Here is a 26,294-nt window from a genome sequence, read left to right on the forward strand (position 1 = left end):
CGACGCAAACGTTCATATTGCTGCAATATTTTTTTTTGATATGTTGAAGAGGAGGATGAAAAATCCCACACACAACACATCAGATTGAACTAAAAAAAGACAGGGTCGGGGAAATGGCAAAGGTATCACTGGAGAAAGAGAAGATTAAGTTTCTGCTGGTTGAAGGTGTGCATCAAAAAGCACTGGAAAGCCTTCGTGCGGCAGGTTACACCAACATCGAGTTTCATAAAGGCGCTCTGGACACTGAACAACTGAAAGAGTCCATCCGTGATGCCCACTTCATTGGCCTGCGTTCCCGTACTCATCTGACTGAAGATGTGATTGACGCCGCAGAGAAACTGGTTGCGATTGGTTGCTTCTGTATTGGCACCAATCAGGTTGATCTGGGGGCGGCGGCAAAACGTGGGATCCCCGTGTTTAACGCGCCATTCTCTAACACGCGTTCCGTTGCCGAACTGGTGATTGGCGAGCTGCTGCTGCTGCTGCGCGGCGTGCCGGAAGCGAACGCCAAAGCGCACCGTGGCGTGTGGAATAAACTGGCTACCGGCTCTTTTGAAGCGCGTGGCAAAAAACTGGGGATTATCGGTTACGGCCACATTGGTACCCAGTTGGGCATTCTGGCGGAATCGCTGGGGATGCACGTCTATTTCTATGATATTGAAAACAAACTCCCGCTGGGGAACGCCACCCAGGTACAGCATCTTTCCGACCTGCTTAATATGAGCGATGTCGTCAGCCTCCACGTGCCGGAAAATGCCTCCACCAAAAATATGATGGGCGCGCAAGAGATTGCTCTGATGAAACCGGGTGCGCTGCTGATCAACGCCGCGCGCGGAACGGTCGTTGATATTCCGGCGCTGTGCGATGCGTTAGCCACCAAACATCTGGCAGGGGCGGCAATCGACGTCTTCCCTACGGAGCCGGCGACCAACAGCGATCCGTTCACGTCTCCACTGTGTGATTTCGACAACGTGATCCTGACGCCGCACATTGGTGGTTCAACGCTGGAAGCGCAGGAAAACATTGGTCTGGAAGTGGCGGGAAAGCTGACGAAGTATTCCGACAACGGTTCTACGCTGTCTGCGGTTAACTTCCCGGAAGTGTCGCTGCCGCTGCACGGTGGTCGTCGTTTGATGCATATTCACGAAAACCGTCCAGGTGTATTGACCGCGCTAAACCAAATCTTCGCCGAGCAGGGCGTTAACATTGCCGCGCAGTATCTGCAAACCTCCGCGCAGGTGGGGTATGTGGTTATTGATATCGAGGCGGATGAAGATGTGGCGGAGAAGGCGCTGCTGGCGATGAAAGCCATTCCGGGGACGATTCGCGCGCGCATGCTGTACTAATTTCCTCTACATGGGCAGGCGGTTGACCTGCCCGTACTTCCTCTTATTTCCTTTCCGCGCTATCTCTTTTTGTAACGCATACATTCTGTTTTCGAGCCTTGCCGCAATTGGTAATTAAAGGCTGAGCTCTGCGTTGTACATCAATAAAAGGAATTTACGATAGGGGCTCAGTATAATGCTGAAACGGGAAAGCCCCTACCGAAGCAGGGGCTTTAAAAAGGAAAGGGACGATGATGAGATACGTCATCATGCTGCTGATCCTGTTAATCATCGCTTACCCAGCATATTAACAGAGAGTACGCAGGAGGGAGGTTTGCCTCCCTCACCCTTCACCGAGAATTTAGGTCAAAAAAACGACGCTGTCAATCGGCAAAAAAAAAGCTACCACTCCCAAATTTTGGATGGCGTCACTACCGCTGGCAGTGGAATATCCCACTCTTCAACCGGTAACTTTTCTACTCGCTGGCAATCATGTGCATAACCTACGGGTTGGATCCGATTCTGTTGCCAGTTTTGTAGCGTGCGGTCGTAAAATCCGCCGCCCATACCTAAACGCTGTCCGTCGTCGTCAAACGCCACTAGCGGCGTAATCAATACATCCAGTTTTGACAGCGGCAAGACGTCGCGCACATCAAGCCGCGGCTCCAGGATTTTTAAGCGATTGGTCACCAGGTCGCTGTGCGGATGATAGTGCAGAAACAGTAAATGACCGGGGCTAAACGGGTGCAGTACAGGGAGATAGACGCGCTTGCCGGCACGCCACAGCTGTTCGATCAGCGGTTGGGTATCGAGTTCACCATCAAAAGAGAGAAATACCGCCACGGTGTGGGCGAGTAAAACAGGGGGAAAGCTCAGCATTCTGCTCGCGGCCTGCTGACCGAAATCGCGTTGTTGCTCAGGGGATAGCGCACGGCGTCGTTGCCGAATCAGTTGACGAATTTCTTGCCGGGATAAAGGAAGTTCAGAAAGTAGTGTCATGGCTGTCGCCAGGTAGAAGGGAATCTCCGAGATGCCGCCGCAGGCTGTAACCCTTGAACCCTTGGTTCAAGGTGAATGTGTCGTCACAGTTTTAAGGCTTCTCGGACGAACCGAGCATGCTCACCAACCGTGGAGCGCCACATTCTTGTGGTATGAAATATCGGCTCAGGGGACTGGCCCGCTTGCAAACATCTCAGAGAAATTTTGTCTTCACGGTCACTCTACCACAGTAAACCGAAAAGTGTTATTCAAAGTTTTGGCCCGTTTTTTCGGTTATGCGACCCTGATCAAGCAACGCCTGTTCAATGGTTTGTTGTAGCATCCGAATACGTTGTTCCATGCTCGCCGCGTAGTCACGCGTCTTCGCTTTTTCCTGAGTTAATTCATAGCTGATGTTCAACGCGGCGATGAAAACCAGCTGCTCAGTATTTGTGACTCTAGTGCGAACTTTCAGATCTTGCAATCGCTGATTCAGATCGTCCGCAGCCTGATTCAACGCATCTTGTTGTTCAGGCGGGCAATTCACTCGCAGTGAACGGCCAAAAATTTGGATATCGACGGGTTGTGCAGACATGCCACCTTCCTGCTGATTGACTGCGCTGCCTTCGTCTCCAGACCTTGGGTCCGCGAAGGGGCGACACTATAGCTACCCTGGTATGAACATACAAGCCCTTTTCTGGTCCACCAGGGCCCAAAGTGGTAGCATATCATGAATATCCTCCCTTTGATGACGAATGCTTATGTCTATACAGAACGAAATGCCTGGTTACACCGAAGTTAGCCAGTTTTTGAACCAACAAGGGGCTGGATTAACCCCGGCCGAGATGCACGGTTTGATCAGTGGGATGATTTGCGGCGGCAACAATGACAGCTCATGGCAGCCTCTGTTGCACGACCTGACCAACGAAGGTCTGGCCTTTGGTCATGAGCTGGCTCAGGCTCTGATCAAAATGCACGCGGCGACCAGCGATGCGCTGGAAGATGACGGCTTCCTTTTTCAGCTTTATCTGCCTGAAGGCGACGACGTCAGCGTGTTCGATCGCGCCGATGCGCTGGGGGGCTGGGTAAATCACTTTTTGCTGGGCCTCGGGGTTACACAACCCAAGCTCGACAAAGTGACCGGCGAAACCGGAGAAGCGATCGACGACCTGCGCAATATCGCCCAGTTGGGATATGACGAAGACGAAGATCAGGAAGAGCTGGAAATGTCGCTCGAAGAGATCATCGAGTACGTGCGTGTTGCTGCGCTTCTGTGCCATGACACGTTCACGCGTCAGCAACCGCCGACAGCGCCGGAAGTTCGTAAACCGACTCTGCACTAAGAACAACAACGCCAGGGAGAGTGTCATGACTCAGCAAGAATACTTACGCCGTCGCCAGGCTTTGCTGGCGCAAATGCAGCCGGGCAGCGCCGCGCTGATTTTCGCCGCACCGGAAGCGACGCGCAGTGCGGACAGTGAATATCCGTACCGTCAGAGCAGCGACTTTTGGTACTTCACCGGTTTTAACGAGCCTGAAGCTGTGCTGGTGCTGATTAAAAGTAATGACACTCATAACCATAGCGTTTTGTTTAACCGGGTACGCGATCTGACAGCGGAGATCTGGTTTGGCCGCCGTCTGGGGCAGGATGCCGCACCGGAGAAACTGGGCGTTGATCGGGCGTTAGCTTTCAGCGAAATCAACCAACAGCTGCATCAGTTGCTTAACGGTCTGGACACGGTGTACCACGCGCAGGGCGAATATACCTGGGCTGATGAAATCGTGTTTACGGCGATGGATAAGCTGCGTAAAGGCTCCCGGCAGAACCTGAAAGCGCCAGCCACGATAATTGACTGGCGTCCGATGGTACATGAAATGCGGCTGTTCAAATCGCCGGAAGAGATAGCGGTCATGCGTCGCGCGGGTGAAATCAGCGCACTGGCGCATACCCGCGCGATGGAAAAATGTCGCCCGGGAATGTTCGAGTACCAACTGGAAGGGGAGATCCACCACGAGTTTACTCGTCATGGTGCGCGTTATCCGTCTTATAACACCATCGTTGGCAGCGGCGTAAACGGCTGCATTCTGCATTACACCGAAAACGAAAGTGAAATGCGCGATGGCGATTTGGTGCTGATTGACGCCGGATGTGAATACCGAGGTTACGCTGGCGACATTACCCGCACCTTCCCGGTCAACGGTAAATTTACCCCAGCACAGCGTGAAATCTACGACATCGTACTGGAATCGTTAGAGACCAGCCTGTGTCTGTATCGTCCGGGTACGTCCATCCAGGAAGTAACGGGAGAGGTGGTGCGCATCATGATTACCGGTCTGGTAAAGCTGGGTATTCTGCACGGTGATATTGATCAACTGATTGCTGACAACGCGCATCGTCCTTTCTTTATGCATGGCCTGAGTCACTGGCTGGGGCTGGATGTGCACGACGTCGGTGCCTATGGTCAGGATCGCTCGCGTATCCTGGAGCCGGGGATGGTGCTTACCGTCGAGCCTGGGCTGTATATCGCGCCGGACGCAGACGTCTCACCGGCTTATCGCGGTATCGGTATTCGTATTGAAGATGACATTCTGATTACCGAAGACGGTAATGAAAACCTGACCGCCAGCGTAGTGAAAAAGGCGGATGACATTGAAGCACTGATGGCCGCGGCGCGACTGCAATGAGCGTGATTATTGTCGGTGGCGGTATGGTCGGCGCGACGCTGGCGCTGGCTATTTCAGAGCTTAGTCATGGGACGCTACCGGTCCATCTTATTGAAGCGAGCGAGCCAGATACTGACCGCCATCCGGGGTTTGACGCCCGGGCGATAGCGCTGGCGGCAGGCACTTGCCAGCAACTGGCGCGAATTGGCATCTGGCAGGCTATTGCCGATTGCGCAACCGCGATCAAAACGGTACTCGTCAGCGATCGTGGGCATGCCGGGAGTGTGACGCTTGATGCGCAGGAATACCGTATTCCTGCGCTGGGTCAGGTGGTGGAACTGCATGACGTCGGGCTGCGCCTGTTTGCGCTGTTGCGCAAGGCGCGCGGCGTCACGTTACATTGCCCTGACCGTGTTGCCAGCGTGTCGCGTACCCAGGAGCACGTTGAGGTTACGCTTGAGAATGGCGAGGTGATTACCGGTCGCGTGCTGGTAGCTGCCGATGGTACACGCTCTGCGCTGGCTAGCGCCTGTGGCGTTGACTGGCAGCAGCAGCCGTACGAACAGCTGGCGGTGATTGCCAACGTCACGACCTCAGTCCCGCATAACGGGCGGGCGTTTGAACGCTTCACGCAGCATGGCCCGCTGGCTATGTTACCGATGTCAGATGGCCGCTGTTCGCTGGTGTGGTGCCATCCGCTGGAGAAGCGTGATGAGGTTATGGCCTGGTCTGATGAACAGTTTTGCCGTGAACTGCAAACCGCGTTCGGCTGGCGGCTGGGGCGCATTACGCAAGCGGGTAAACGTAGCGTCTACCCGCTGTCTTTAACCACCGCCGTGAAGTCGATTACTCATCGTACCGTGCTGGTGGGCAATGCGGCACAGACGCTGCATCCTATTGCCGGGCAAGGTTTTAACCTCGGCCTGCGCGACGTCATGAGTCTTGCCGAAACCTTAACGCAGGCGCAGGACGATGCAGAAGACATTGGCGATTATGCGGTACTGTCGCGCTATCAGCAGCGTCGTGAGACCGATCGCGAGACAACAATTGGCGTCACCAACAGTCTGGTGTATCTGTTTGCCAACCGCTGGGCCCCGCTAGTTGTTGGGCGTAACGCGGGTCTTATGGCGATGGAATTATTGACGCCAGCACGCGATGCGCTGGCGGAGCGGACCCTGGGTTGGGTTGCGCGATAGTCCTGTCACAGCAGGCTATTTTATTTGCCATTTTGGACCAGGGCAGTGCTCACACAAAACTCGACAGAGTTTTGAACGCCCTTCAGGGCAGCCCGAAGGGGGAGCAAAGCGAATCATCCTCACGTACTGCGTGTACGCTCCGGTTGTTCCGCGCTGTCCGTGTCCAAACTGGCTGCAACAATTACGCCTGCTGAGCCAGGCATCAGGAGTGGATTGTGCAAAGTGTTGATGTAGCAATTGTTGGTGGCGGCATGGTGGGACTGGCGGTTGCCTGCGGCTTGCAGGGCAGCGGGTTACGCGTTGCTGTGTTAGAACAACATGTTCCACAGCCTCTGGCGGCGGATGCACCTCCTCAGCTTCGCGTGTCGGCCATTAACGCCGCCAGCGAAAAACTGCTGACCCGTCTTGGCGTATGGTCAGACATTGTTGCCCGCCGGGCTTGCTGCTATCACGGCATGGAAGTCTGGGACAAAGATAGCTTTGGACGCATCGAATTTGATGACCAAAGCATGGGTTACAGCCATTTGGGACATATCGTTGAAAATTCGGTGATCCACTACGCACTGTGGCAAAAGGCGCAGCAGTCGGCAGACATTACGCTGATGGCTCCGGCAGAACTACAGCAAGTAGCCTGGGGGGAGAACGACGCTTTTCTGACCCTGAAGGATGGCTCGATGATGACCGCGCGCCTGGTTATCGGTGCGGACGGTGCAAACTCCTGGTTGCGTAACAAAGCGGATATTCCGCTGACCTTCTGGGATTACCGCCATCATGCTCTGGTGGCAACCATCCGTACCCAGGAAGCGCATGGAGCGGTTGCGCGTCAGGCGTTCCACGGGGAAGGTATTCTGGCATTCCTGCCGCTCAGTGACCCGCATCTGTGCTCTATTGTCTGGTCACTTTCGCCGCAGGAAGCCGAACGCATGCAGCAGGCAAGCATTGACGAGTTTAACCAGGCGCTGAATATCGCCTTTGATAATCGCCTGGGATTATGTTGCGTTGAGAGTGAACGTCAGGCGTTTCCGCTGACGGGGCGCTATGCTCGCCAGTTTGCCGCCCATCGTCTGGCGCTGGTGGGGGACGCGGCGCATACCATCCATCCGCTGGCAGGACAGGGAGTGAATCTCGGCTTTATGGATGCAGCGGAGCTGATCGACGAGCTTAAGCGCCTGCAACGGCAGGGCAAAGATATCGGTCAGTACCTCTATCTGCGTCGCTATGAGCGTAGCCGTAAGCACAGTGCGGCGATGATGCTGGCCGGTATGCAGGGGTTCCGCGAGCTGTTTGCTGGCGAGAATCCGGCGAAGAAACTGCTGCGTGATATTGGTCTGAAACTAGCCGATACCCTTCCTGGCGTAAAACCGAAACTTATTCGTCAGGCGATGGGGTTAAACGATCTTCCTGAGTGGTTGCGCTAACGTCCGTAAGGACAATCTTAAGAGTTTGAAACCCGTCACACTTTCCTCTCCCGGCCTGCGCGCCGGGATGCTTCTCTCATTTGAAATAATCTAATTCCACACCTTTTTTCGCATTAGTTTTTTTAATATTACTAATTTCTCATAACGCCATTTTTGACATTTTTTCAACATTTAGTATGGGTTGTTGCGGAATAATCCCGCTTGTATCTGTTAATTGTTCTGACTTGATGGCTATTTATTGGTTTTTTATTCTGACGGCGATCTGGTCATTTTTAGCCATAAGCTAATGTGATGGCTAATTTTGCCTTATGGTTTAGCGTCTGTTTCGGTGGTAAGTTCAAGGCAAAGAGAACGTTTGCGTCGTAGCCCATGGAGCGGCTACGGTGCTGGGTTTCGTGGTGAAGATTTCACCGCGAAAGAGTTGATAGCCCCGCTTATTCAACGAGGAAAAGATGGCTCAACAGACTCCTTTGTACGAACAACACACGCTATGTGGCGCGCGCATGGTTGATTTCCATGGCTGGATGATGCCTCTGCATTACGGTTCTCAGCTTGATGAGCATCACGCTGTCCGCACCGACGCCGGTATGTTTGATGTGTCGCATATGACCATCGTCGATCTGCGCGGCAGCCGCACCCGGGAGTTCTTGCGTTATCTGCTGGCAAACGACGTCGCGAAGCTAACGAAAACCGGCAAAGCCCTGTACTCCGGTATGCTCAACGCTTCAGGCGGCGTAATAGATGACCTGATCGTCTACTACTTTACTGAAGATTTCTTCCGCCTCGTTGTAAACTCCGCCACCCGCGAAAAAGACCTCTCCTGGATTACCCAACACGCTGAACCTTACGCCATCGACATCACTGTTCGTGATGACCTGTCGATGATTGCGGTGCAGGGACCGAATGCCCAGGCCAAAGCTGCGACGCTGTTTAATGAAGAGCAGCGCCATGCGGTTGAAGGCATGAAGCCATTCTTCGGCGTGCAGGCCGGTGATTTGTTTATCGCCACCACCGGTTATACCGGCGAAGCGGGCTATGAAATCGCTCTGCCAAATGAACAAGCGGCGGATTTCTGGCGTGCGCTGGTTGACGCAGGCATACAGCCGTGTGGTCTGGGCGCGCGCGATACGCTGCGTCTGGAAGCCGGTATGAACCTTTACAGCCAGGAGATGGACGAGGGGATTTCTCCGCTGGCCGCCAACATGGGCTGGACCATCGCGTGGGAACCTGCTGACCGCGACTTTATTGGTCGCGAAGCGCTGGAAATGCAGCGTGAAAAAGGTCACGAACAGCTGGTCGGGCTGGTGATGACCGAGAAAGGCGTGCTGCGTAATGAACTGCCGGTGCGTTTCACCGATGCTTCCGGCAACCAGCATGAAGGTATTATCACCAGCGGGACATTCTCTCCAACTCTGGGTTACAGCATCGCACTGGCGCGTGTCCCAGCGGGTATTGGCGAGACCGCAATTGTGCAGATTCGTAACCGTGAAATGCCGGTAAAAGTGACTAAACCTGTTTTTGTGCGTAACGGCAAAGCCGTCGCGTAATTCATCCTTTTTTGGAGATTGATTGATGAGCAACGTACCTGCAGAACTGAAATACAGCAAAGAACACGAATGGCTGCGCAAAGAAGCTGACGGCTCTTACACCGTTGGTATCACCGAACACGCTCAGGAGCTGTTAGGTGACATGGTTTTCGTTGACCTGCCCGAAGTTGGCGCCACCGTCAGCGCAGGCGATGACTGCGCCGTTGCGGAATCCGTAAAAGCGGCTTCCGATATCTATGCGCCAGTGGGCGGTGAGATTGTGGCGGTTAACGACACGCTTAGCGACTCCCCGGAACTGGTCAACAGCGAGCCGTACACCGGCGGCTGGATCTTCAAGATTAAAGCCAGCGACGAAAGCGAAATCGAATCGCTGCTGGATGCGACCGCATATGAAGCATTGTTAGAAGACGAATAATGTTGTGCCGGATGGCGATAATGCTTATCCGGCCTACTCACTGCACCGCGAATTATTTGCGTATTCAGGTAAGTAGAGACACCTACGATTCACTGCACGTTTCAGGAACCATCGCCCATGACACAGACGTTAAGCCAGCTTGAAAACAGCGGCGCTTTTATTGAACGCCACATCGGACCGGACGCCGCGCAGCAGCAAGAGATGCTGAATGCAGTTGGCGCCGAGTCGTTAAACGCGCTGATCGGCCAGATTGTGCCGAAAGACATTCAGCTCGCAACCCCGCCACAGGTGGGCACTGCTGCGACCGAATACGCTGCGCTGGCTGAATTAAAAGCCATCGCCGGGCGTAACAAGCGCTTCACGTCCTACATTGGCATGGGCTACACCGCCGTGCAGTTGCCACCGGTTATCCTGCGTAACATGCTGGAAAACCCGGGCTGGTACACCGCGTACACACCGTATCAGCCAGAAGTCTCTCAAGGGCGTCTGGAAGCGCTGCTCAACTTCCAGCAGGTCACGCTGGATCTGACCGGTCTGGATATGGCCTCCGCTTCTCTGCTGGATGAAGCCACCGCTGCTGCTGAAGCAATGGCGATGGCAAAACGCGTCAGCAAACTGAAAAACGCCAACCGCTTCTTTGTGGCGGCTGATGTTCATCCGCAAACGCTGGATGTTGTGCGTACCCGTGCGGAAACCTTTGGTTTTGACGTCATTGTTGATGATGCTGCAAAAGCGCTGGATCATCAGGATGTATTTGGTGTGCTGTTGCAACAAGTAGGCACCACCGGTGAAGTGCACGACTACAGCACACTGATTGCTGATCTTAAATCCCGCAAAGTTGTGGTCAGCGTCGCGGCCGATTTTATGGCGCTGGTTCTGCTGACTGCGCCGGGTAAACAGGGCGCGGACATTGTTTTCGGCTCTGCGCAACGCTTCGGCGTACCGATGGGCTACGGCGGTCCACACGCGGCATTTTTTGCTGCTAAAGACGAATTCAAACGCTCCATGCCAGGCCGTATTATCGGCGTTTCCAAAGATGCGGCGGGCAATACCGCACTGCGCATGGCGATGCAAACTCGCGAGCAGCATATCCGCCGTGAGAAAGCGAACTCCAATATTTGTACCTCGCAGGTCCTGCTGGCCAACATCGCCAGCCTGTATGCCGTTTATCATGGTCCGGTCGGACTGAAGCGCATTGCCAATCGTATCCATCGCCTGACTGACATTCTGGCAGCCGGTCTGCAACAGAAAGGGCTGAAGCTGCGTCATGCGCACTACTTTGACACCCTGTGTGTTGAAGTGGCCGACAAAGCCTCCGTGCTGGCGCGTGCTGAAGCGGCAGAAATCAACCTGCGCAGCGATATTCATAACGCGGTAGGTATTACGCTCGATGAAACGACCACCTGTGAAAACGTGGTGCAGTTGTTCAATGTTCTGCTGGGCGACAGCCACGGCCTGAACATCGACATGCTGGATAAAGACGTGGCGCTCGACAGCCGTTCCATTCAGGACAGCATGCTGCGTAATGATGCAATCCTGAGCCATCCGGTGTTCAACCGCTACCACAGCGAAACTGAGATGATGCGCTACATGCACTCGCTGGAGCGTAAAGATCTGGCGCTGAACCAGGCAATGATCCCGCTGGGTTCCTGCACCATGAAGCTGAACGCGGCCGCCGAGATGATCCCAATTACCTGGCCTGAATTTGCTGAACTGCACCCGTTCTGTCCGCCAGAGCAGGCAGAAGGGTATCAGCAGATGATTGGTCAGCTTTCTGAGTGGCTGGTAAAACTGACCGGCTATGACGCCGTCTGCATGCAGCCGAACTCCGGCGCGCAGGGCGAGTATGCGGGTCTGCTGGCGATTCGCCATTATCACGAAAGCCGTAACGAAGGCCATCGCGATATCTGCCTGATCCCAGCCTCTGCCCACGGTACCAACCCGGCTTCCGCTCAGATGGCAGGTATGCAGGTGGTGGTGGTTGCTTGTGATAAGAACGGCAACATCGACCTGGACGATCTGCGTGCAAAAGCAGAACAACACGCTGAAAGCCTCTCCTGCATCATGGTGACCTATCCGTCCACCCACGGCGTGTATGAAGAAACGATCCGCGAAGTATGCGAAGTCGTGCATCAGTTTGGCGGCCAGGTTTACCTCGATGGCGCGAACATGAACGCTCAGGTGGGGATCACCACGCCGGGCTTTATCGGTGCGGATGTATCACACCTCAATCTGCATAAAACTTTCTGCATTCCACACGGTGGCGGTGGCCCGGGTATGGGACCGATCGGCGTTAAATCGCATCTGGCACCGTTCGTGCCGGGTCACAGCGTGGTGCAGATTGAAGGTATGCTCACCCGTCAGGGCGCGGTTTCTGCCGCACCGTTCGGTAGTGCATCTATTCTGCCAATCAGCTGGATGTACATTCGTATGATGGGCGCAGAAGGTCTGAAGCAGGCAAGCCAGGTGGCAATTCTGAATGCTAACTACATTGCCAGCCGTCTGAAAGATGCCTATCCGGTGTTGTATACCGGTCGCGATGGTCGTGTGGCACACGAGTGTATTCTCGACATTCGTCCATTGAAAGAAGAGACTGGAATCAGCGAACTGGATATTGCCAAGCGCCTGATCGACTACGGTTTCCATGCTCCGACCATGTCGTTCCCGGTTGCGGGTACGCTGATGGTGGAGCCAACGGAATCTGAAGGTAAAGTGGAACTGGATCGCTTTATCAATGCGATGCTGGCAATCCGCGCAGAGATCGACCGTGTGAAAGCGGGTGAATGGTCGCTTACAGATAACCCGCTGGTTAACTCCCCGCACACGCAAAACGAGCTGGTGGCGGAGTGGAACCACGGTTATAGCCGTGAAATCGCCGTCTTCCCGGCGGGGGTGGCAAACAAATATTGGCCGACCGTAAAACGTCTTGATGATGTTTATGGCGACCGTAACCTGTTCTGCTCCTGCGTGCCGATGAGCGAATATCAGTAATTGCTGATTCGACTATCTTTTAAAGGCGCTTCGGCGCCTTTATTTTTTGGGAGAAATGTTATGGGCATTGCACTTGTTACCGGCGGCAGTCGCGGTATTGGCCGCGCAACCGCACTGCAGCTGGCGCAAGAGGGTTACACGGTCGCGGTGAACTTTCATCACAATATTCGTGCTGCAACCGAGGTGGTGAGTCACATTACGACAGCAGGCGGCAAGGCAATTGCTTTGCGGGCGGACATCAGTGATGAAAGCCAGGTTGTGGCAATGTTTGAGGCCATCGACCGCGTAGGAGAACCGCTGACTGCGCTGGTGAATAATGCCGGTATTTTGTTCGAGCAGAGCACGGTGGAAAACTTAACCGCCGAGCGGATCAACCGCGTACTGGCGACCAACGTTACCGGCTATTTTCTGTGCTGTCGCGAAGCCGTTAAGCGGATGTCGTTGAAGCATGGCGGTAAGGGTGGGGCGATTGTTAACGTCTCATCGGCAGCATCGAGGCTTGGTGCTCCGTTTGAATATATCGACTACGCCGCGTCGAAAGGCGCGGTGGATACGCTGACGACCGGACTGGCGCTGGAAGTGGCGGCGCAGGGCATCCGCGTGAACTGTGTGCGACCGGGTCTTATCTACACTGAAATGCATGCCTCTGGCGGTGAGCCGGGAAGAGTCGATCGCGTGAAATCCATGCTCCCTATGCAGCGTGGCGGGCAACCGGAAGAAGTCGCGCAGGCGATTACCTGGCTGCTGAGCGAGAAAGCGTCTTACGTCACGGGGAGTTTTCTGGAACTGGCAGGCGGAAGATAATGAGTTGTTTGCCGGATGGCGCAGCGCCATCCGGCAAAAAATCACAGATTCTCGCCGTTGCTGGCGATCACCTCTTTGTACCAATTGAAGCTTTTCTTGCGTGAACGCGACATATCGCCGGTGCCGTCATCGTGCTTGTTCACATAGATAAAGCCGTAGCGTTTGCTGTACTGACCGGTGGTGAACGACACGCAGTCGATGCAGCCCCACGGCGTGTAGCCCATCAAGTCTACGCCATCATACGTTACCGCTTTCATCATTTCTTCGACGTGGGCGCGCAGATACTCAATGCGGTAGTCGTCGTTGATGCTGCCGTCTGCTTCCACTTTGTCGTAAGCGCCAAACCCGTTTTCAACGATAAACAGCGGCTTCTGATAGCGTTCATACAGCTCACATAAGGCGTAGCGCAAGCCCACGGGATCTATCTGCCAACCCCAGTCGGAGGCTTTAACGTGCGGGTTAGGTACGCTGCCTTCAAAGCCGGAAATCGCATCGCCGCTGCCGCCTTCCGCTTTTACGGCGTTGGTCATGTAGTAGCTGAAACCGAGATAGTCACAGGTGCCTTCGCGCAGGATCTGCTCGTCTTCCGCTTCCATTTTGATGTTGAACTCACGACGTTCCCACTCGTTCAGCACATAAGAGGGGTAGTAGCCGCGCAACTGGACGTCGGTGAAGACGTAGCGCTCACGCATCGATTCCTGCGCAAACATCATATCTTCCGGCTTACAGGAGAACGGATACAGCGGCACCATCGCCAGCATGCAACCGACTTTCATTTCGGGATTAATACGACGTGCCGCCTTCACCGCCAGCGCGCTGGCGATAAACTGGTGGTGCAGCACCTGGTACATGGTCTCTTCGGGGTTTTCGTGCTCGGTGTACACCACGCCGGAACAGCAGTAGCCAAACAGCGGCGCTCGCCAGTTACGCTGGTTGTTGATTTCATTAAAGGTCATCCAGTATTTGACCTTGTGCTTGTAGCGTTCAAATACAACTTCGGCAAAACGAACAAAGAAATCGACCACTTTGCGGTTGGTCCAGCTACCATATTGTTGCACCAGATGCAGCGGCATTTCAAAGTGGGAGAGGGTGATGACCGGCTCAATATTGTACTTAAGCAACTCATCGAACATGTCGTCGTAAAACTTCAGCCCTTCTTCATTCGGTTGGGTTTCGTCACCTTGGGGGAAGATTCGGGTCCAAGCGATAGACGTGCGAAAACATTTGAAGCCCATCTCAGCAAACAGCTTAATATCTTCTTTGTAATGACCGTAGAAATCGACGGCTTCGTGGTTTGGATAGTACTTACCTGGCACAACGTCCTGAGTGATTTCGCGCGGAACGCCGTGTGCGCCGCCGGTCAGTACGTCACAAATGCTTGGCCCTTTGCCGCCTTTGTTCCAGCCGCCTTCAACCTGATGCGCCGCAACCGCGCCGCCCCATAAAAAATCTTTCGGTAAAGTAAGTTTTTTCATTTGCGCTCAGTCTCAAATTAATATCATCTGATTTTGAGTCTAACAAAGGAAAGGTAAATGTCACGATATAACAAAATAGGTTTAATGTGATTTGTTACATCAAAAAAACAGATTGTTTTTTTACGCTAATCTTTTCGCCAGTTTGCGACCCAGTGATTCCAGAATATAAATAACGGGGATTTGCGTAGTAATATCATAGACACCGGCAATGCGGGTTTGCGGTACATGCCAGGAGAGGTTAAAGTCGGCCAACTTCGCCAGACGTGAATGCTCATGGCTGGTAACCGACATCACCTTGCAGTTGTGTAGGCTGAACTGGCTGGCGAAACGCAGGATCTCCTCGGTTTCACCAGAAACGGAAAGGACGATCGCCAGCGCGTTTCTGGCCATATCGTTGGTTACCGGGAAATAGGGATCATCAATATGATTGCTGAATTTTCCGACGTTTGAGAAAAAACGTGCGCCGTATTTAGCCAAAGACCCGGATGTGCCCGCGCCGACGAATATAATACGCTCGGAAGATAATATAATATCAACAGCCTGATCGAGCAGTTTATCGAACTCGTCGTTATTGACGCCTTTAAAGAAGCTGATAATTTCGCTGGCACCGAAATTAGCCTGTTGCGGTTCATTCTGCTCTAAATATAATTTAAAGCGTATGCGAAACTCAGAGTAGCCTTCACAGTTAAGCTTGCGGCAAAAGCGCAGCACGGTGGTGGTGGAAACTCCTACGGCATCAGCCAGTTCGCGAATGGTCATATACATGACTTTGTCACGGTTCTTGATGACATAGTTGTAGACCAACATCTCAAGATTGTTGAGACTGGCGATGGCGGCGTGGGAGAACATACTCACAATGGCAAAACTCACTCATCAGACTTCATCTACAGGGAATAATAACATGCAGCCAAATGACATCACTTTTTTTCAGCGTTTCCAGGATGACATTCTGGCCGGACGCAAAACCATTACTATTCGCGATGAATCCGAATCCCACTTCAAAACCGGTGATATTTTGCGGGTTGGACGCTTCGAAGATGACGAGTATTTCTGCACTATTGTAGTGGTCGGCACCTCGACAGTGACATTGGACTCGTTGAATGCAAAACATGCTCAACAGGAAAATATGACCCTCGATGAGCTTAAACGTGTGATTACAGAGATCTACCCAGGTCAGACGCAATTTTATGTGATTGATTTTAAATGCCTTTAACTTTAACAGTACGCATGTTAGCTGAAAAATAAAAGTTAATTGCATGATTTTTATTAATTATTTATTTTTTAGAGATTATTTTAGCTAACAGGTGTTCACTGGAACCATTCTCAGTTACGCTAGAGACGTAATCACGAAAGTGTTCGTCTCTTGGGAGTAAGCTATGGTTCAGAAGCCATTAATAGCGCAGGGATATTCGCTGGCAGAGGAAATAGCCAACAGCATCAGTCACGGTATCGGGCTGGTGTTTGGGATTGTTGGACTGGTGCTGTTACTGGTTCAGGCAGTGGATACCAATGCCAGTGCTATGGCTATTACCAGCTACAGTCTTTACGGCGGCAGCATGATCCTGCTGTTCCTCGCTTCCACCTTGTATCATGCGATCCCCCATCAGCGAGCAAAAATCTGGCTGAAAAAATTCGACCATTGCGCTATTTATCTGCTGATTGCCGGGACCTATACACCATTTCTGCTGGTAGGGCTGGATTCACCGCTGGCACGCGGACTGATGATTGTTATCTGGAGTCTGGCGCTGCTCGGTATTCTGTTCAAACTGACTATCGCACACCGCTTTAAGGTTCTGTCGCTAGTGACCTACCTGACTATGGGTTGGCTGTCATTGATTGTGGTGTATCAACTGGCGATTAAGCTGGCGGCTGGGGGCGTAACGTTGCTGGCAGTTGGCGGCGTGATTTATTCACTGGGCGTCATTTTTTACGTCTGCAAGCGTATCCCTTACAACCATGCTATCTGGCATGGGTTCGTGCTGGGCGGCAGCGTGTGCCACTTCCTGGCGATCTATCTGTACGTGGGGCAGGCGTAATCATCATTGCCCGGTGGCGCTGCGCTTACCGGGCCTACAAAACCCTTGACCCGGTAAGATGAAGTCGCCACCCGGCGATTTACTCTTCCAGCGAATACGGCAGCGGTGCAATATGTAGTGTTTTCGCGTCGTCGCGAACGCGGAACACGCTGTCGGCTTCCATGTCGTTATTCATCACGACCTGCACCAGTACCTGACCATCCGCCAGCTGCACTGCAGCAAGTACGGTGCCGGTACGGCGCCAGTTCTCGCCCATTTTCAGCTCCAGGTCTTCACCCGCTTCCGGTACTCGACTGGCAGAACCCGCCAGTGACCACAGTGCGCGTTTGTTAGCGCCGCGGAATTTCGCACGAGCCACCATTTCCTGCCCAGTATAGCAGCCTTTTTTGAAGCTGATCCCACCCAGCGCCTGCAGGTTGGTAGCCTGCGGAATAAACTGACCGCTGTTGGGGGTATCAATCACCGCGATCCCGGCTTCGATATCCAGCGCCAGCCACTGCTGGCTGTTGTTCAACTCCGCTTCACCGCGCAGTTTTTCTACCAGCGTTTCCGCCGTGGCGGCATCGGTAATCAGCAGGAAGCGTTCGGCCGGGTGTTCGAACCACAATATTGCGGAAGCACCTTCGGTAATTACCTGCTTATCGCGTGTTGGCAGCTCGCTAAAGAGATTATCCAGTGCGGCACGCGCCTGGAATCCGGCAACGCCCAACAGCACGCGCTCATCGTCAGGCGCAATGACCACTTTGGAGAAGACGGCATATTTTTTCAGTTCAGTAAGCTGGGCATCGCGCAGGCTACGGCGTTCAAGCCACGCAAAGCCGTCACTCAGGCGAAACAGGCGCAGATTGCTCCACATTTTGCCTTTGGCATCGCAGTGGGCAGCCAGCACATGCTGATGTTCGGTCAGCAGACTGACATCAGCAGTGACCTGGCCCTGAATATACTTCTCACTGTCTGTACCGGTGATGGTCGCGAGCGCCCAGTCATCCAGAGTCATCAGCGTCAGAGGCAAACGCGTTGACGCACAAGGCTGACGAGGAGGAAAAGAGATAAAAGCCATAATAATGTCCTGATTTGCTTAACGCAGTGATAATGACTAATGGTAAAAGAGCTATGGCCCATTGCAAGCGGTTTAAACATCCTATTTGTGCCATATTTAAAGCTTTGCGAGGAGACATCCACAATTGATGAACCCTTTGACTTAATGTGGTTTTATTTAGCGATCGTGCTTCCGTTTACTGATATTCCCGCAAAAGAGCGTGAAAAACACGTTACAATAGCCGGGTACTTCGTTTTCGCGAGACAGGAAGAAGAACATGGATATTAACAACAAAGCACGTATTCATTGGGCATGCCGTCGCGGTATGCGCGAGCTGGACATTTCTATCATGCCGTTTTTCGAACATGAATATGACAACTTAAGTGATGACGAAAAACGCATCTTTATCCGTTTGCTGGAATGTGATGACCCTGATTTGTTTAACTGGTTGATGAATCATGGGAAGCCGGCTGATGCACAGCTTGAGCAAATGGTGCGACTCATCCAGACACGGAATCGGGAACGTGGTCCAGTGGCAATCTGATTTACGCGTCTCCTGGCGCGCACAGTGGATTTCGCTGCTCATTCACGGGTTGGTGGCGGTGCTTATTTTATTAATGCCCTGGCCACTGAGTTACACCCCCTTATGGCTGATTTTGCTCTCTCTGGTGGTGTTCGACAGCGTGCGCAGTCAGCGCCGTATCAACGCTTGTCAGGGAGAGATTAGACTATTGATGGATGGTCGTCTGCGTTGGCAAGGGCAAGAGTGGGCGATCGTTAGCGCGCCCTGGATGATGAAAACGGGCATGATGTTACGTTTGCGGTCAGGTACAGGAAAACGTCAGCATCTGTGGTTGGCGGCGGACAGTATGGATGATGCCGAGTGGCGGGATTTGCGTCGGTTAATATTACAACCGACGATGCAGAAATAGCGCTGACGGTAAGGTTGTAGACCTTAACCGTCAGTCAGCGGACGATCAGGACCAGTGTTCGGCCATTTCGCCGAGAATTTGTTCACACCACGCCTGGATGCGTTCATCGCTAAGGTCGTACTGGTTAGTTTCATCTAGCGCAAGGCCGACAAACAGCTGCCCATCAGCAATAACAGGTTTATCGCTGGTAAATTCATAGCCTTCTGTGGGCCAGTAACCGACAAACTTCACACCTTTCGTGACTAGCTTGTCGTGCAGCATTCCCAACGCATCCAGGAACCACTCGCCGTAGCCCAGTTGATCGCCCATGCCGTAGAGCGCAACAATTTTGCCTTCCAGGTTAAGGTTATCCAACTGATCCCAGACGGCTTCCCAGTCCTCCTGAATTTCACCGAAATCCCAGGTTGGGATACCCAAAATGAGCACGTCGTACTGCTCCATTAAGGTTGGGGAATCATCCTTGAGGTTGTGTAATGTCACCAGCTCGGGACCAAGAATATCGCGGATTTTCTCTGCTGCCATCTCGGTGTAGCACGTGCTGGAACCGTAAAAAAGACCCATGTTCATTACTAAACGTCTCAATTCTGCTGTAGCGTTGCGCGTAGTGTATCAGAATCCCCGCAATCACGGCACAATGAGGCATAATGCATCAAAAATGTGAGAGTGGAATAAGGGGCGCGAGTGGAACAAGATCTGGCGCGCATCGAGCAATTTCTTGATGCCCTGTGGCTGGAACGAAATCTGGCGGAAAACACGTTAAGTGCGTATCGTCGCGATCTGACCATGCTTATTGAATGGCTACACCATCGCGGTGTTTCTCTGGCGACGGTACAGAGTGATGACCTGCAAGCACTGCTGGCCGAGCGAATGGACGGGGGGTATAAAGCCACCAGTTCCGCGCGTTTGCTGAGTGCAATGCGGCGATTTTTTCAGCATCTGTATCGCGAGAAATTTCGCGATGACGATCCCAGCGCTTCGCTGGCTTCACCTAAGCTACCGCAGCGTCTGCCAAAAGATCTCAGCGAGGCGCAAGTAGAGCGATTGCTGCAGGCGCCGCTTATAGAGCAACCGCTGGAACTCCGAGACAAAGCCATGCTCGAAGTATTGTATGCCACCGGTCTGCGCGTTTCTGAACTGGTGGGGCTGACGATGAGCGATATCAGTCTGCGCCAGGGGGTTGTACGGGTCATCGGTAAAGGCAACAAAGAGAGATTGGTGCCGTTGGGGGAAGAGGCTGTGTACTGGCTGGAAACATATCTGGAGCACGGGCGGCCATGGTTGCTGAATGGCGTCTCTATTGATGTGCTGTTTCCCAGCCAGCGCGCGCAGCAGATGACGCGCCAGACCTTCTGGCATCGAATTAAACACTATGCTGTGTTAGCGGGAATCGACAGTGAGAAGCTGTCGCCACACGTGCTGCGGCATGCTTTTGCCACGCATTTGCTTAACCATGGCGCTGACCTGCGCGTGGTGCAGATGTTGCTTGGTCATAGCGATCTCTCTACCACACAAATTTATACCCATGTCGCAACGGAGCGCTTGCGTCAATTACATCAACAGCATCACCCTCGTGCGTGAGTGCTGACAGGAAAGGATAGGTTATGAAAAAAAGTTTTATGATGTTCACCCTGCTGGCGACGGCGTTTTCAGGCATGGTGCAGGCAGATGACGCGGCGATTCGTCAGTCATTAACTAAGCTGGGCGTACAAAGCACTGAAATTCAACCCGCTCCGATTGCGGGAATGAAAACCGTACTGACCAACAGCGGCGTACTGTACGTTACTGAAGACGGTAAGCACATTATTCAGGGACCGATGTATGACGTAAGCGGTGCAAGTCCGGTGAACGTCACCAATCAACTGCTGATGAAGCAGCTGAACGCGCTGGAAAAAGAGATGATCATCTACAAAGCGCCGCAGGAAAAGCACGTTATTACTATTTTCACCGACATCACCTGTGGCTACTGCCACAAGCTGCATGAAGAGATGAAAGACTACAATGCACTGGGGATCACCGTGCGCTATCTGGCCTTCCCGCGTCAGGGACTGGAAAGCCAGGCTGAGCAAGACATGAAGTCCATCTGGTGTGCGCAAGACAAAAACAAAGCGTTTGATGATGCTATGGCGGGTAAAAGTGTGAAACCGGCAACCTGCGATGTGGATATCGCTAACCACTACGCGCTTGGCGTGCAGTTTGGCGTTAGTGGCACACCTGCAATCGTCCTGAGCAATGGCTACGTTGTTCCGGGTTACCAGGGACCAAAAGAGATGAAAGCGTTCCTGGACGCACATCAAAAACAGACCAGCGGTAAATAATTCGCGTGAAACAGCAGATACAACTTCGTCGGCGTGAAGCTAACGAGACCGCCGACCTGCCTGCAGATCTGCCGCCACTGCTGCGTCGTTTATACGCCAGTCGTGGTGTGCGCAGTGCACAGGAGCTTGAGCGTAGCGTCAAAGGCATGTTGCCGTGGCAGCAATTGAGCGGTGTCGAAAAGGCGGTTGAGATCCTCTATAACGCCTTTCGTGAGGGAACCCGCATCATTGTGGTGGGGGATTTTGACGCTGATGGTGCGACCAGCACGGCGCTGAGCATCCTGGCGATGCGGGCGTTGGGCTGTAGCAACATTGACTACCTGGTGCCCAACCGTTTTGAAGACGGCTATGGCTTAAGTCCGGAAGTCGTGGATCAGGCGCATGCCCGGGGCGCTCAGCTGATCGTCACCGTCGATAACGGCATCTCTTCCCATAGCGGCGTTGAGCATGCCAAAACGCTGGGGATCCCGGTAGTAGTTACCGATCACCACCTGCCTGGCGATACCCTGCCTGGCGCAGTGGCTATTATCAACCCGAACCTGCACGACTGTGCGTTCCCGTCGAAATCACTGGCAGGCGTCGGCGTGGCTTTTTACCTGATGCTGGCGCTGCGTACTTTTCTTCGTGATAAAGGCTGGTTTGATGAGCGTGGTATCGTCCCGCCAAACCTCGCGGATCTGCTTGATCTGGTGGCGCTGGGTACGGTGGCGGATGTCGTTCCGCTGGACGCTAATAATCGCATTCTGACGTGGCAAGGTTTAAGCCGTATTCGTGCGGGGAAATGCCGTCCAGGCATCAAAGCGCTGCTTGAGATTTCGAATCGAGACCCGCAAAAGTTGGCCGCCAGTGATTTAGGTTTTGCGCTGGGGCCGCGTCTGAATGCGGCAGGTCGCCTGGATGATATGTCCGTTGGCGTGGCGCTGTTGCTGTGCGACAACATTGGCGATGCGCGCGTGCTAGCCAGTGAACTCGATGCGCTCAACCAGACGCGCAAAGAGATAGAACAGGGCATGCAGACGGAAGCGTTGACCCTTTGCGAGAAGCTTGAACGCAGTAGCGAAACGCTGCCTGGCGGGTTGGCGATGTATCATCCCGAGTGGCATCAGGGGGTGGTGGGGATACTGGCGTCACGTATTAAAGAGCGCTTTCACCGCCCGGTGATCGCTTTTGCCCCGGCTGGCGACGGTACGCTCAAAGGGTCGGGGCGTTCGATTCAGGGGCTGCACATGCGTGACGCGCTCGAGCGGCTGGATACCCTGTATCCCAACATGATCCTCAAATTTGGCGGACATGCCATGGCCGCGGGATTATCGCTGGAAGAAGCGCAGTTTGAGTGCTTCCAGCAGCGTTTCGGCGAGCTGGTGACCGAGTGGCTCGACCCTGCCTTATTGCAAGGTGAAGTGGTGTCTGATGGCCCGCTGACCGCGGCGGAGATGACCATGGAGGTCGCGCAAATGCTGCGTGATGCCGGGCCGTGGGGACAAATGTTCCCGGAACCGCTGTTTGACGGGCGTTTTCGTTTGCTTCAGCAGCGTCTGGTTGGCGAGCGTCATCTGAAGGTAATGGTAGAGCCCGTAGACGGTGGGCCGCTGCTGGACGGTATTGCGTTTAACGTCGATACCAGTTGCTGGCCTGATAACGGCGTACGTGAAGTCCAGCTTGCCTATAAGCTGGATATTAACGAGTTTCGCGGCAACCGTAGTTTGCAGATTATTATCGACAATATCTGGCCAATTTAGCGCCAGTATCGCTATAAATAAGGGCGCAGATCCGGTAAAATCTCGCCCTTACACCGCATTTTGATTCGTCCAATAAAAGAAAACAGACCATGTTTGAAATTAATCCGGTAAATAACCGCATTCAGGACCTCACGGAACGCTCTGACGTTCTTAGGGGGTATCTTTGACTATGATGCCAAGAAAGAGCGTCTGGAAGAAGTAAACGCCGAGCTGGAACAGCCGGACGTCTGGAACGAACCCGAACGCGCGCAGGCGCTGGGCAAAGAACGTTCCGCCCTTGAGGCCATCGTTGATACGCTCGATCAGATGAGCCAGGGCCTGGAGGATGTCTCCGGCTTGCTGGAACTGGCTGTAGAAGCCGACGACGAAGAAACCTTTAACGAAGCCGTTGCCGAACTCGATACGCTGGAAGAAAAACTGGCACAGCTGGAATTCCGTCGTATGTTCTCCGGTGAATATGACAGCGCAGATTGCTATCTCGATATTCAGGCAGGTTCTGGCGGCACCGAAGCGCAGGACTGGGCCAGCATGCTGATGCGTATGTATCTGCGTTGGGCTGAAGCTCGTGGCTTTAAGACCGAAATTATTGAAGAATCTGAAGGTGAAGTTGCGGGTATTAAATCCGTGACCATCAGAATTGCTGGCGAGTATGCTTACGGCTGGCTGCGTACCGAAACGGGTGTGCACCGTCTGGTACGTAAGAGCCCGTTCGACTCCGGCGGCCGCCGTCATACGTCGTTCAGCTCTGCGTTTGTCTACCCGGAAGTTGACGACGATATTGATATCGAAATTAACCCGGCGGACCTGCGCATCGACGTTTACCGCGCTTCAGGTGCGGGTGGTCAGCACGTTAACCGTACGGAATCTGCGGTGCGTATTACCCACATTCCAAGCGGATTAGTGACGCAGTGCCAGAACGATCGTTCCCAGCACAAGAACAAAGACCAGGCCATGAAGCAGATGAAAGCAAAGCTTTATGAACTGGAAATGCAGAAGAAGAATGCCGAGAAGCAGGCGATGGAAGATACCAAGTCCGACATCGGCTGGGGTAGCCAGATTCGTTCTTATGTCCTTGATGACTCCCGCATCAAAGATCTGCGTACCGGGGTTGAAACCCGTAACACGCAGGCGGTGCTGGATGGCAGCCTGGATCAATTTATCGAAGCAAGTTTGAAAGCAGGGTTATGAGGAACCAACATGTCTGAACAACACGCACAGGGCGCTGACGCGGTAGCCGATCTTAACAATGAACTGAAAACGCGCCGTGAGAAGCTGGCTAACCTGCGCGAGCAGGGGATCCCGTTCCCGAACGATTTCCGTCGCGATCACACCTCAGACCAACTGCATGCTGACTTCGACGCGAAAGAAAACGAAGAGCTGGAAGCGCTGAACATTGAGGTCTCCGTTGCGGGTCGTATGATGACCCGCCGCATTATGGGTAAAGCCTCATTCGTTACGCTGCAGGACGTTGGAGGTCGTATTCAGCTGTACGTTGCACGTGACGATCTGCCGGAAGGCGTCTACAACGAGCAGTTTAAAAAATGGGATCTGGGCGATATCCTCGGCGCGAAAGGTAAGTTGTTTAAGACTAAAACCGGCGAGCTGTCCATCCATTGCACCGAGCTGCGTCTGCTGACCAAAGCGCTGCGTCCGCTGCCGGATAAATTCCACGGCCTGCAGGATCAGGAAGCACGCTATCGTCAGCGCTACCTGGATCTCATCTCTAACGATGAATCCCGCAACACTTTTAAAGTGCGCTCACAGATCATGGCGGGTATCCGTCAGTTCATGGTTGGTCGTGGCTTTATGGAAGTGGAAACCCCGATGATGCAGGTGATCCCAGGCGGTGCTGCTGCACGCCCGTTCATCACCCATCATAACGCGCTGGATCTGGACATGTACCTGCGTATCGCGCCGGAACTGTACCTCAAGCGTCTGGTGGTTGGCGGCTTCGAACGCGTGTTCGAAATTAACCGTAACTTCCGTAACGAAGGTATCTCCGTTCGTCATAACCCAGAGTTCACCATGATGGAACTCTACATGGCTTATGCGGACTACAAAGATCTGATCGAACTGACCGAATCTCTGTTCCGTACGCTGGCGCAGGACGTGCTGGGAACCACCGAAGTGCCTTACGGCGAAGAAGTCTTCGATTTTGGTAAACCGTTCGAAAAACTGACCATGCGTGAAGCGATTCAGAAATACCGTCCGGAAACCAATATGGCGGATCTGGATAACTTCGATTCTGCAAAAGCGATTGCTGAATCTATCGGCATCAAAGTTGAGAAGAGCTGGGGCCTGGGCCGTATCGTGACTGAGATTTTTGAAGAAGTGGCGGAAGCGCACCTGATTCAGCCGACCTTCATCACCGAGTACCCGGCAGAGGTTTCTCCGCTGGCGCGTCGTAACGACGAGAACCCGGAAATCACTGACCGCTTTGAATTCTTCATCGGTGGACGTGAAATCGGTAACGGTTTCAGTGAGTTGAACGATGCAGAAGATCAGGCGCAGCGTTTCCAGGATCAGGTTAACGCCAAAGATGCTGGTGATGACGAAGCGATGTTCTACGACGAAGACTATGTTACCGCTCTGGAACACGGTCTGCCGCCGACAGCTGGCCTGGGTATTGGTATCGATCGTATGGTCATGCTGTTCACCAACAGCCACACCATCCGCGACGTGATCCTGTTCCCGGCGATGCGTCCGGTTAAATAAGCCTTAAAATGTAGAGCAAAGCCCCGGCCACTTGTCGGGGTTTTTTATTTGCGACGAGCGTAATTCAGCAGTAATGCTCTTGCTGCAGGATTTGCTGTCTGCAGCACCATCCACGGGCTGAAGGCCCACGGAGTGGCATCCAGCGCACGTAACACATCCTCAAGTTCACTCCACTGGTAATCCATTACTTCATCCGTATTCGGCTGTAGCTGACTCACGACCCGTGCGGCATAGACCGGGCAAACTTCGTTTTCCACAATCCCACCGGGATCCGCGGCGCGGTAACGAAAATCAGGGTACACGGGAGTGAGTTCGGCGATCTCTGTGCCCATTTCGAAATGAGCGCGGCGGATAATGGCGTCAGTAATTGTTTCACCGGATTGCGGATGGCCGCAGACTGAGTTGGTCCAGACGCCCGGCCAGGCTTTTTTGTGCAGCGAACGGCGGGTAACCAGCAGTTGGCCCTGATCGTTAAATAACCAGCACGAGAAGGCTGAGTGCAGGGGCGTTGTCGCGGTATGCGCCGCATACTTTTCCAGTGTTCCACAGGGCTGACCCTGCTCATTCAACAAAATGATGTGTTCCTGTCGCATAGCGTCCACCATTAATCTTAAGCGTCACTATTATAAGCTTAATTGCGACAGATTGATTATCCGTCGGTGTGAAATGCCTGAACAGACGATTCGCGTCGCGATATGATTTGGC

Annotated in this window: 25 protein-coding genes and 1 other RNA gene; 18 read left to right on the top strand and 8 right to left on the bottom strand. The window is 53.4% G+C overall.

Annotated elements, in window-relative coordinates:
- Positions 1-113: 113 nt before the first annotated feature.
- Complete coding sequence (gene serA, locus JQ822_RS09535) at positions 114-1,346, top strand: phosphoglycerate dehydrogenase (RefSeq protein WP_135324400.1); 1,233 nt, start codon at positions 114-116, stop codon at positions 1,344-1,346.
- Between the two features lie 381 nt (positions 1,347-1,727).
- Here serA and JQ822_RS09540 read toward each other — a convergent pair whose 3' ends face one another.
- The 3 genes from JQ822_RS09540 to zapA form a co-directional block, all read right to left on the bottom strand.
- On the bottom strand, positions 1,728-2,324 hold the full coding sequence (locus JQ822_RS09540; RefSeq protein ID WP_213133268.1) for a 5-formyltetrahydrofolate cyclo-ligase: 597 nt from the start codon (positions 2,322-2,324) through the stop codon (positions 1,728-1,730).
- Between the two features lie 19 nt (positions 2,325-2,343).
- A non-coding RNA gene (gene ssrS, locus JQ822_RS09545) (6S RNA) lies at positions 2,344-2,527 on the bottom strand.
- A gap of 41 nt (positions 2,528-2,568) precedes the next feature.
- Entirely contained in the window at positions 2,569-2,898 is a 330-nt protein-coding gene (gene zapA, locus JQ822_RS09550) for a cell division protein ZapA (RefSeq protein WP_096755784.1), read from the bottom strand.
- A 166-nt stretch (positions 2,899-3,064) separates the two neighbouring features.
- Between zapA and JQ822_RS09555 the strand changes: the two genes are divergently transcribed.
- The 8 genes from JQ822_RS09555 (at position 3,065) to JQ822_RS09590 (ending at position 13,338) form a co-directional block, all read left to right on the top strand.
- Complete coding sequence (locus JQ822_RS09555) at positions 3,065-3,646, top strand: YecA/YgfB family protein (protein WP_213133269.1); 582 nt, start codon at positions 3,065-3,067, stop codon at positions 3,644-3,646.
- A 25-nt stretch (positions 3,647-3,671) separates the two neighbouring features.
- The gene (gene pepP / locus JQ822_RS09560) at positions 3,672-4,988 is read left to right on the top strand and encodes a Xaa-Pro aminopeptidase (protein ID WP_213133270.1); all 1,317 of its coding nucleotides are present in this window, start codon (positions 3,672-3,674) and stop codon (positions 4,986-4,988) included.
- Positions 4,985-6,163 (top strand): 2-octaprenyl-6-methoxyphenyl hydroxylase, encoded by a 1,179-nt coding sequence (gene ubiH, locus JQ822_RS09565; RefSeq protein WP_213133271.1) that lies wholly within the window; start codon positions 4,985-4,987, stop codon positions 6,161-6,163. Before pepP ends, ubiH begins: the two co-directional genes overlap by 4 nt.
- Before the next feature lie 215 nt (positions 6,164-6,378).
- Entirely contained in the window at positions 6,379-7,581 is a 1,203-nt protein-coding gene (gene ubiI / locus JQ822_RS09570; protein WP_213133272.1) for an FAD-dependent 2-octaprenylphenol hydroxylase, read from the top strand.
- Between the two features lie 452 nt (positions 7,582-8,033).
- Positions 8,034-9,128, top strand: coding sequence for a glycine cleavage system aminomethyltransferase GcvT (gene gcvT, locus JQ822_RS09575; protein WP_213133273.1), 1,095 nt, complete (start codon positions 8,034-8,036; stop codon positions 9,126-9,128).
- Between the two features lie 25 nt (positions 9,129-9,153).
- Entirely contained in the window at positions 9,154-9,543 is a 390-nt protein-coding gene (gcvH, locus tag JQ822_RS09580; RefSeq protein WP_213133274.1) for a glycine cleavage system protein GcvH, read from the top strand.
- Between the two features lie 117 nt (positions 9,544-9,660).
- Positions 9,661-12,534, top strand: coding sequence for an aminomethyl-transferring glycine dehydrogenase (gene gcvP, locus JQ822_RS09585; protein WP_213133275.1), 2,874 nt, complete (start codon positions 9,661-9,663; stop codon positions 12,532-12,534).
- A gap of 60 nt (positions 12,535-12,594) precedes the next feature.
- The gene (locus JQ822_RS09590) at positions 12,595-13,338 is read left to right on the top strand and encodes an SDR family oxidoreductase (RefSeq protein WP_213133276.1); all 744 of its coding nucleotides are present in this window, start codon (positions 12,595-12,597) and stop codon (positions 13,336-13,338) included.
- Positions 13,339-13,379: 41 nt separating this feature from the next.
- Here the strand turns inward: JQ822_RS09590 and bglA are convergent, their stop codons facing one another.
- Together bglA and JQ822_RS09600 are read right to left on the bottom strand one after the other, a co-directional pair.
- On the bottom strand, positions 13,380-14,813 hold the full coding sequence (gene bglA, locus JQ822_RS09595; RefSeq protein ID WP_213133277.1) for a 6-phospho-beta-glucosidase BglA: 1,434 nt from the start codon (positions 14,811-14,813) through the stop codon (positions 13,380-13,382).
- A 120-nt stretch (positions 14,814-14,933) separates the two neighbouring features.
- Positions 14,934-15,662 carry a MurR/RpiR family transcriptional regulator gene (locus JQ822_RS09600; protein ID WP_213133543.1) on the bottom strand — a complete coding sequence of 243 codons (729 nt, stop codon included), beginning with the start codon at positions 15,660-15,662 and terminating at the stop codon, positions 14,934-14,936.
- Between the two features lie 52 nt (positions 15,663-15,714).
- Here JQ822_RS09600 and yqfB point away from each other — a divergent pair, with 52 nt between their 5' ends.
- Both yqfB and trhA read left to right on the top strand, forming a co-directional pair.
- Positions 15,715-16,026 carry a N(4)-acetylcytidine aminohydrolase gene (yqfB, locus tag JQ822_RS09605; RefSeq protein ID WP_213133544.1) on the top strand — a complete coding sequence of 104 codons (312 nt, stop codon included), beginning with the start codon at positions 15,715-15,717 and terminating at the stop codon, positions 16,024-16,026.
- 163 nt (positions 16,027-16,189) lie between these two features.
- The gene (trhA, locus tag JQ822_RS09610) at positions 16,190-16,849 is read left to right on the top strand and encodes a PAQR family membrane homeostasis protein TrhA (RefSeq protein ID WP_213133278.1); all 660 of its coding nucleotides are present in this window, start codon (positions 16,190-16,192) and stop codon (positions 16,847-16,849) included.
- Positions 16,850-16,928: 79 nt separating this feature from the next.
- Here the strand turns inward: trhA and ygfZ are convergent, their stop codons facing one another.
- Positions 16,929-17,909 carry a tRNA-modifying protein YgfZ gene (ygfZ, locus tag JQ822_RS09615; protein ID WP_213133279.1) on the bottom strand — a complete coding sequence of 327 codons (981 nt, stop codon included), beginning with the start codon at positions 17,907-17,909 and terminating at the stop codon, positions 16,929-16,931.
- 256 nt (positions 17,910-18,165) lie between these two features.
- Between ygfZ and sdhE the strand changes: the two genes are divergently transcribed.
- Positions 18,166-18,432 (top strand): FAD assembly factor SdhE, encoded by a 267-nt coding sequence (sdhE, locus tag JQ822_RS09620; RefSeq protein WP_096755798.1) that lies wholly within the window; start codon positions 18,166-18,168, stop codon positions 18,430-18,432.
- Positions 18,413-18,820 (top strand): protein YgfX, encoded by a 408-nt coding sequence (locus tag JQ822_RS09625; protein WP_213133280.1) that lies wholly within the window; start codon positions 18,413-18,415, stop codon positions 18,818-18,820. The genes sdhE and JQ822_RS09625 overlap by 20 nt, the downstream gene beginning before the upstream one ends.
- A 45-nt stretch (positions 18,821-18,865) precedes the next feature.
- On the opposite strand, the gene fldB is transcribed toward JQ822_RS09625, so the two are convergent.
- Positions 18,866-19,387, bottom strand: a complete 522-nt coding sequence (gene fldB / locus JQ822_RS09630; protein ID WP_045447250.1) for a flavodoxin FldB — start codon at positions 19,385-19,387, stop codon at positions 18,866-18,868.
- Positions 19,388-19,501: 114 nt separating this feature from the next.
- On the opposite strand from fldB, the gene xerD reads away from it, so the two are divergent.
- From xerD to lysS, 5 genes are all read left to right on the top strand, one after another.
- Positions 19,502-20,398: a site-specific tyrosine recombinase XerD gene (xerD, locus tag JQ822_RS09635; protein WP_213133281.1), complete on the top strand. Its 897-nt coding sequence runs from the start codon at positions 19,502-19,504 to the stop codon at positions 20,396-20,398.
- 23 nt (positions 20,399-20,421) lie between these two features.
- Positions 20,422-21,135 (top strand): bifunctional protein-disulfide isomerase/oxidoreductase DsbC, encoded by a 714-nt coding sequence (dsbC, locus tag JQ822_RS09640; protein ID WP_213133282.1) that lies wholly within the window; start codon positions 20,422-20,424, stop codon positions 21,133-21,135.
- A gap of 5 nt (positions 21,136-21,140) precedes the next feature.
- On the top strand, positions 21,141-22,874 hold the full coding sequence (gene recJ, locus JQ822_RS09645) for a single-stranded-DNA-specific exonuclease RecJ (protein ID WP_213133283.1): 1,734 nt from the start codon (positions 21,141-21,143) through the stop codon (positions 22,872-22,874).
- 89 nt (positions 22,875-22,963) lie between these two features.
- Positions 22,964-24,062, top strand: a protein-coding gene (prfB, locus tag JQ822_RS09650) for a peptide chain release factor 2 (protein WP_213133284.1) whose coding sequence is annotated in 2 segments (ribosomal slippage) — positions 22,964-23,038 and positions 23,040-24,062 — 1,098 coding nt in all. Because the reading frame shifts where the segments join, the coding sequence is not laid out codon by codon here.
- A gap of 9 nt (positions 24,063-24,071) precedes the next feature.
- Positions 24,072-25,589: a lysine--tRNA ligase gene (gene lysS, locus JQ822_RS09655; protein ID WP_213133285.1), complete on the top strand. Its 1,518-nt coding sequence runs from the start codon at positions 24,072-24,074 to the stop codon at positions 25,587-25,589.
- A gap of 44 nt (positions 25,590-25,633) precedes the next feature.
- On the opposite strand, the gene idi is transcribed toward lysS, so the two are convergent.
- Positions 25,634-26,182: an isopentenyl-diphosphate Delta-isomerase gene (idi, locus tag JQ822_RS09660; protein WP_213133286.1), complete on the bottom strand. Its 549-nt coding sequence runs from the start codon at positions 26,180-26,182 to the stop codon at positions 25,634-25,636.
- Positions 26,183-26,294: the final 112 nt, after the last annotated feature.

This window comes from Citrobacter sp. FP75, from assembly GCF_018342065.1.
In the GTDB taxonomy this organism is placed as follows: domain Bacteria; phylum Pseudomonadota; class Gammaproteobacteria; order Enterobacterales; family Enterobacteriaceae; genus Citrobacter.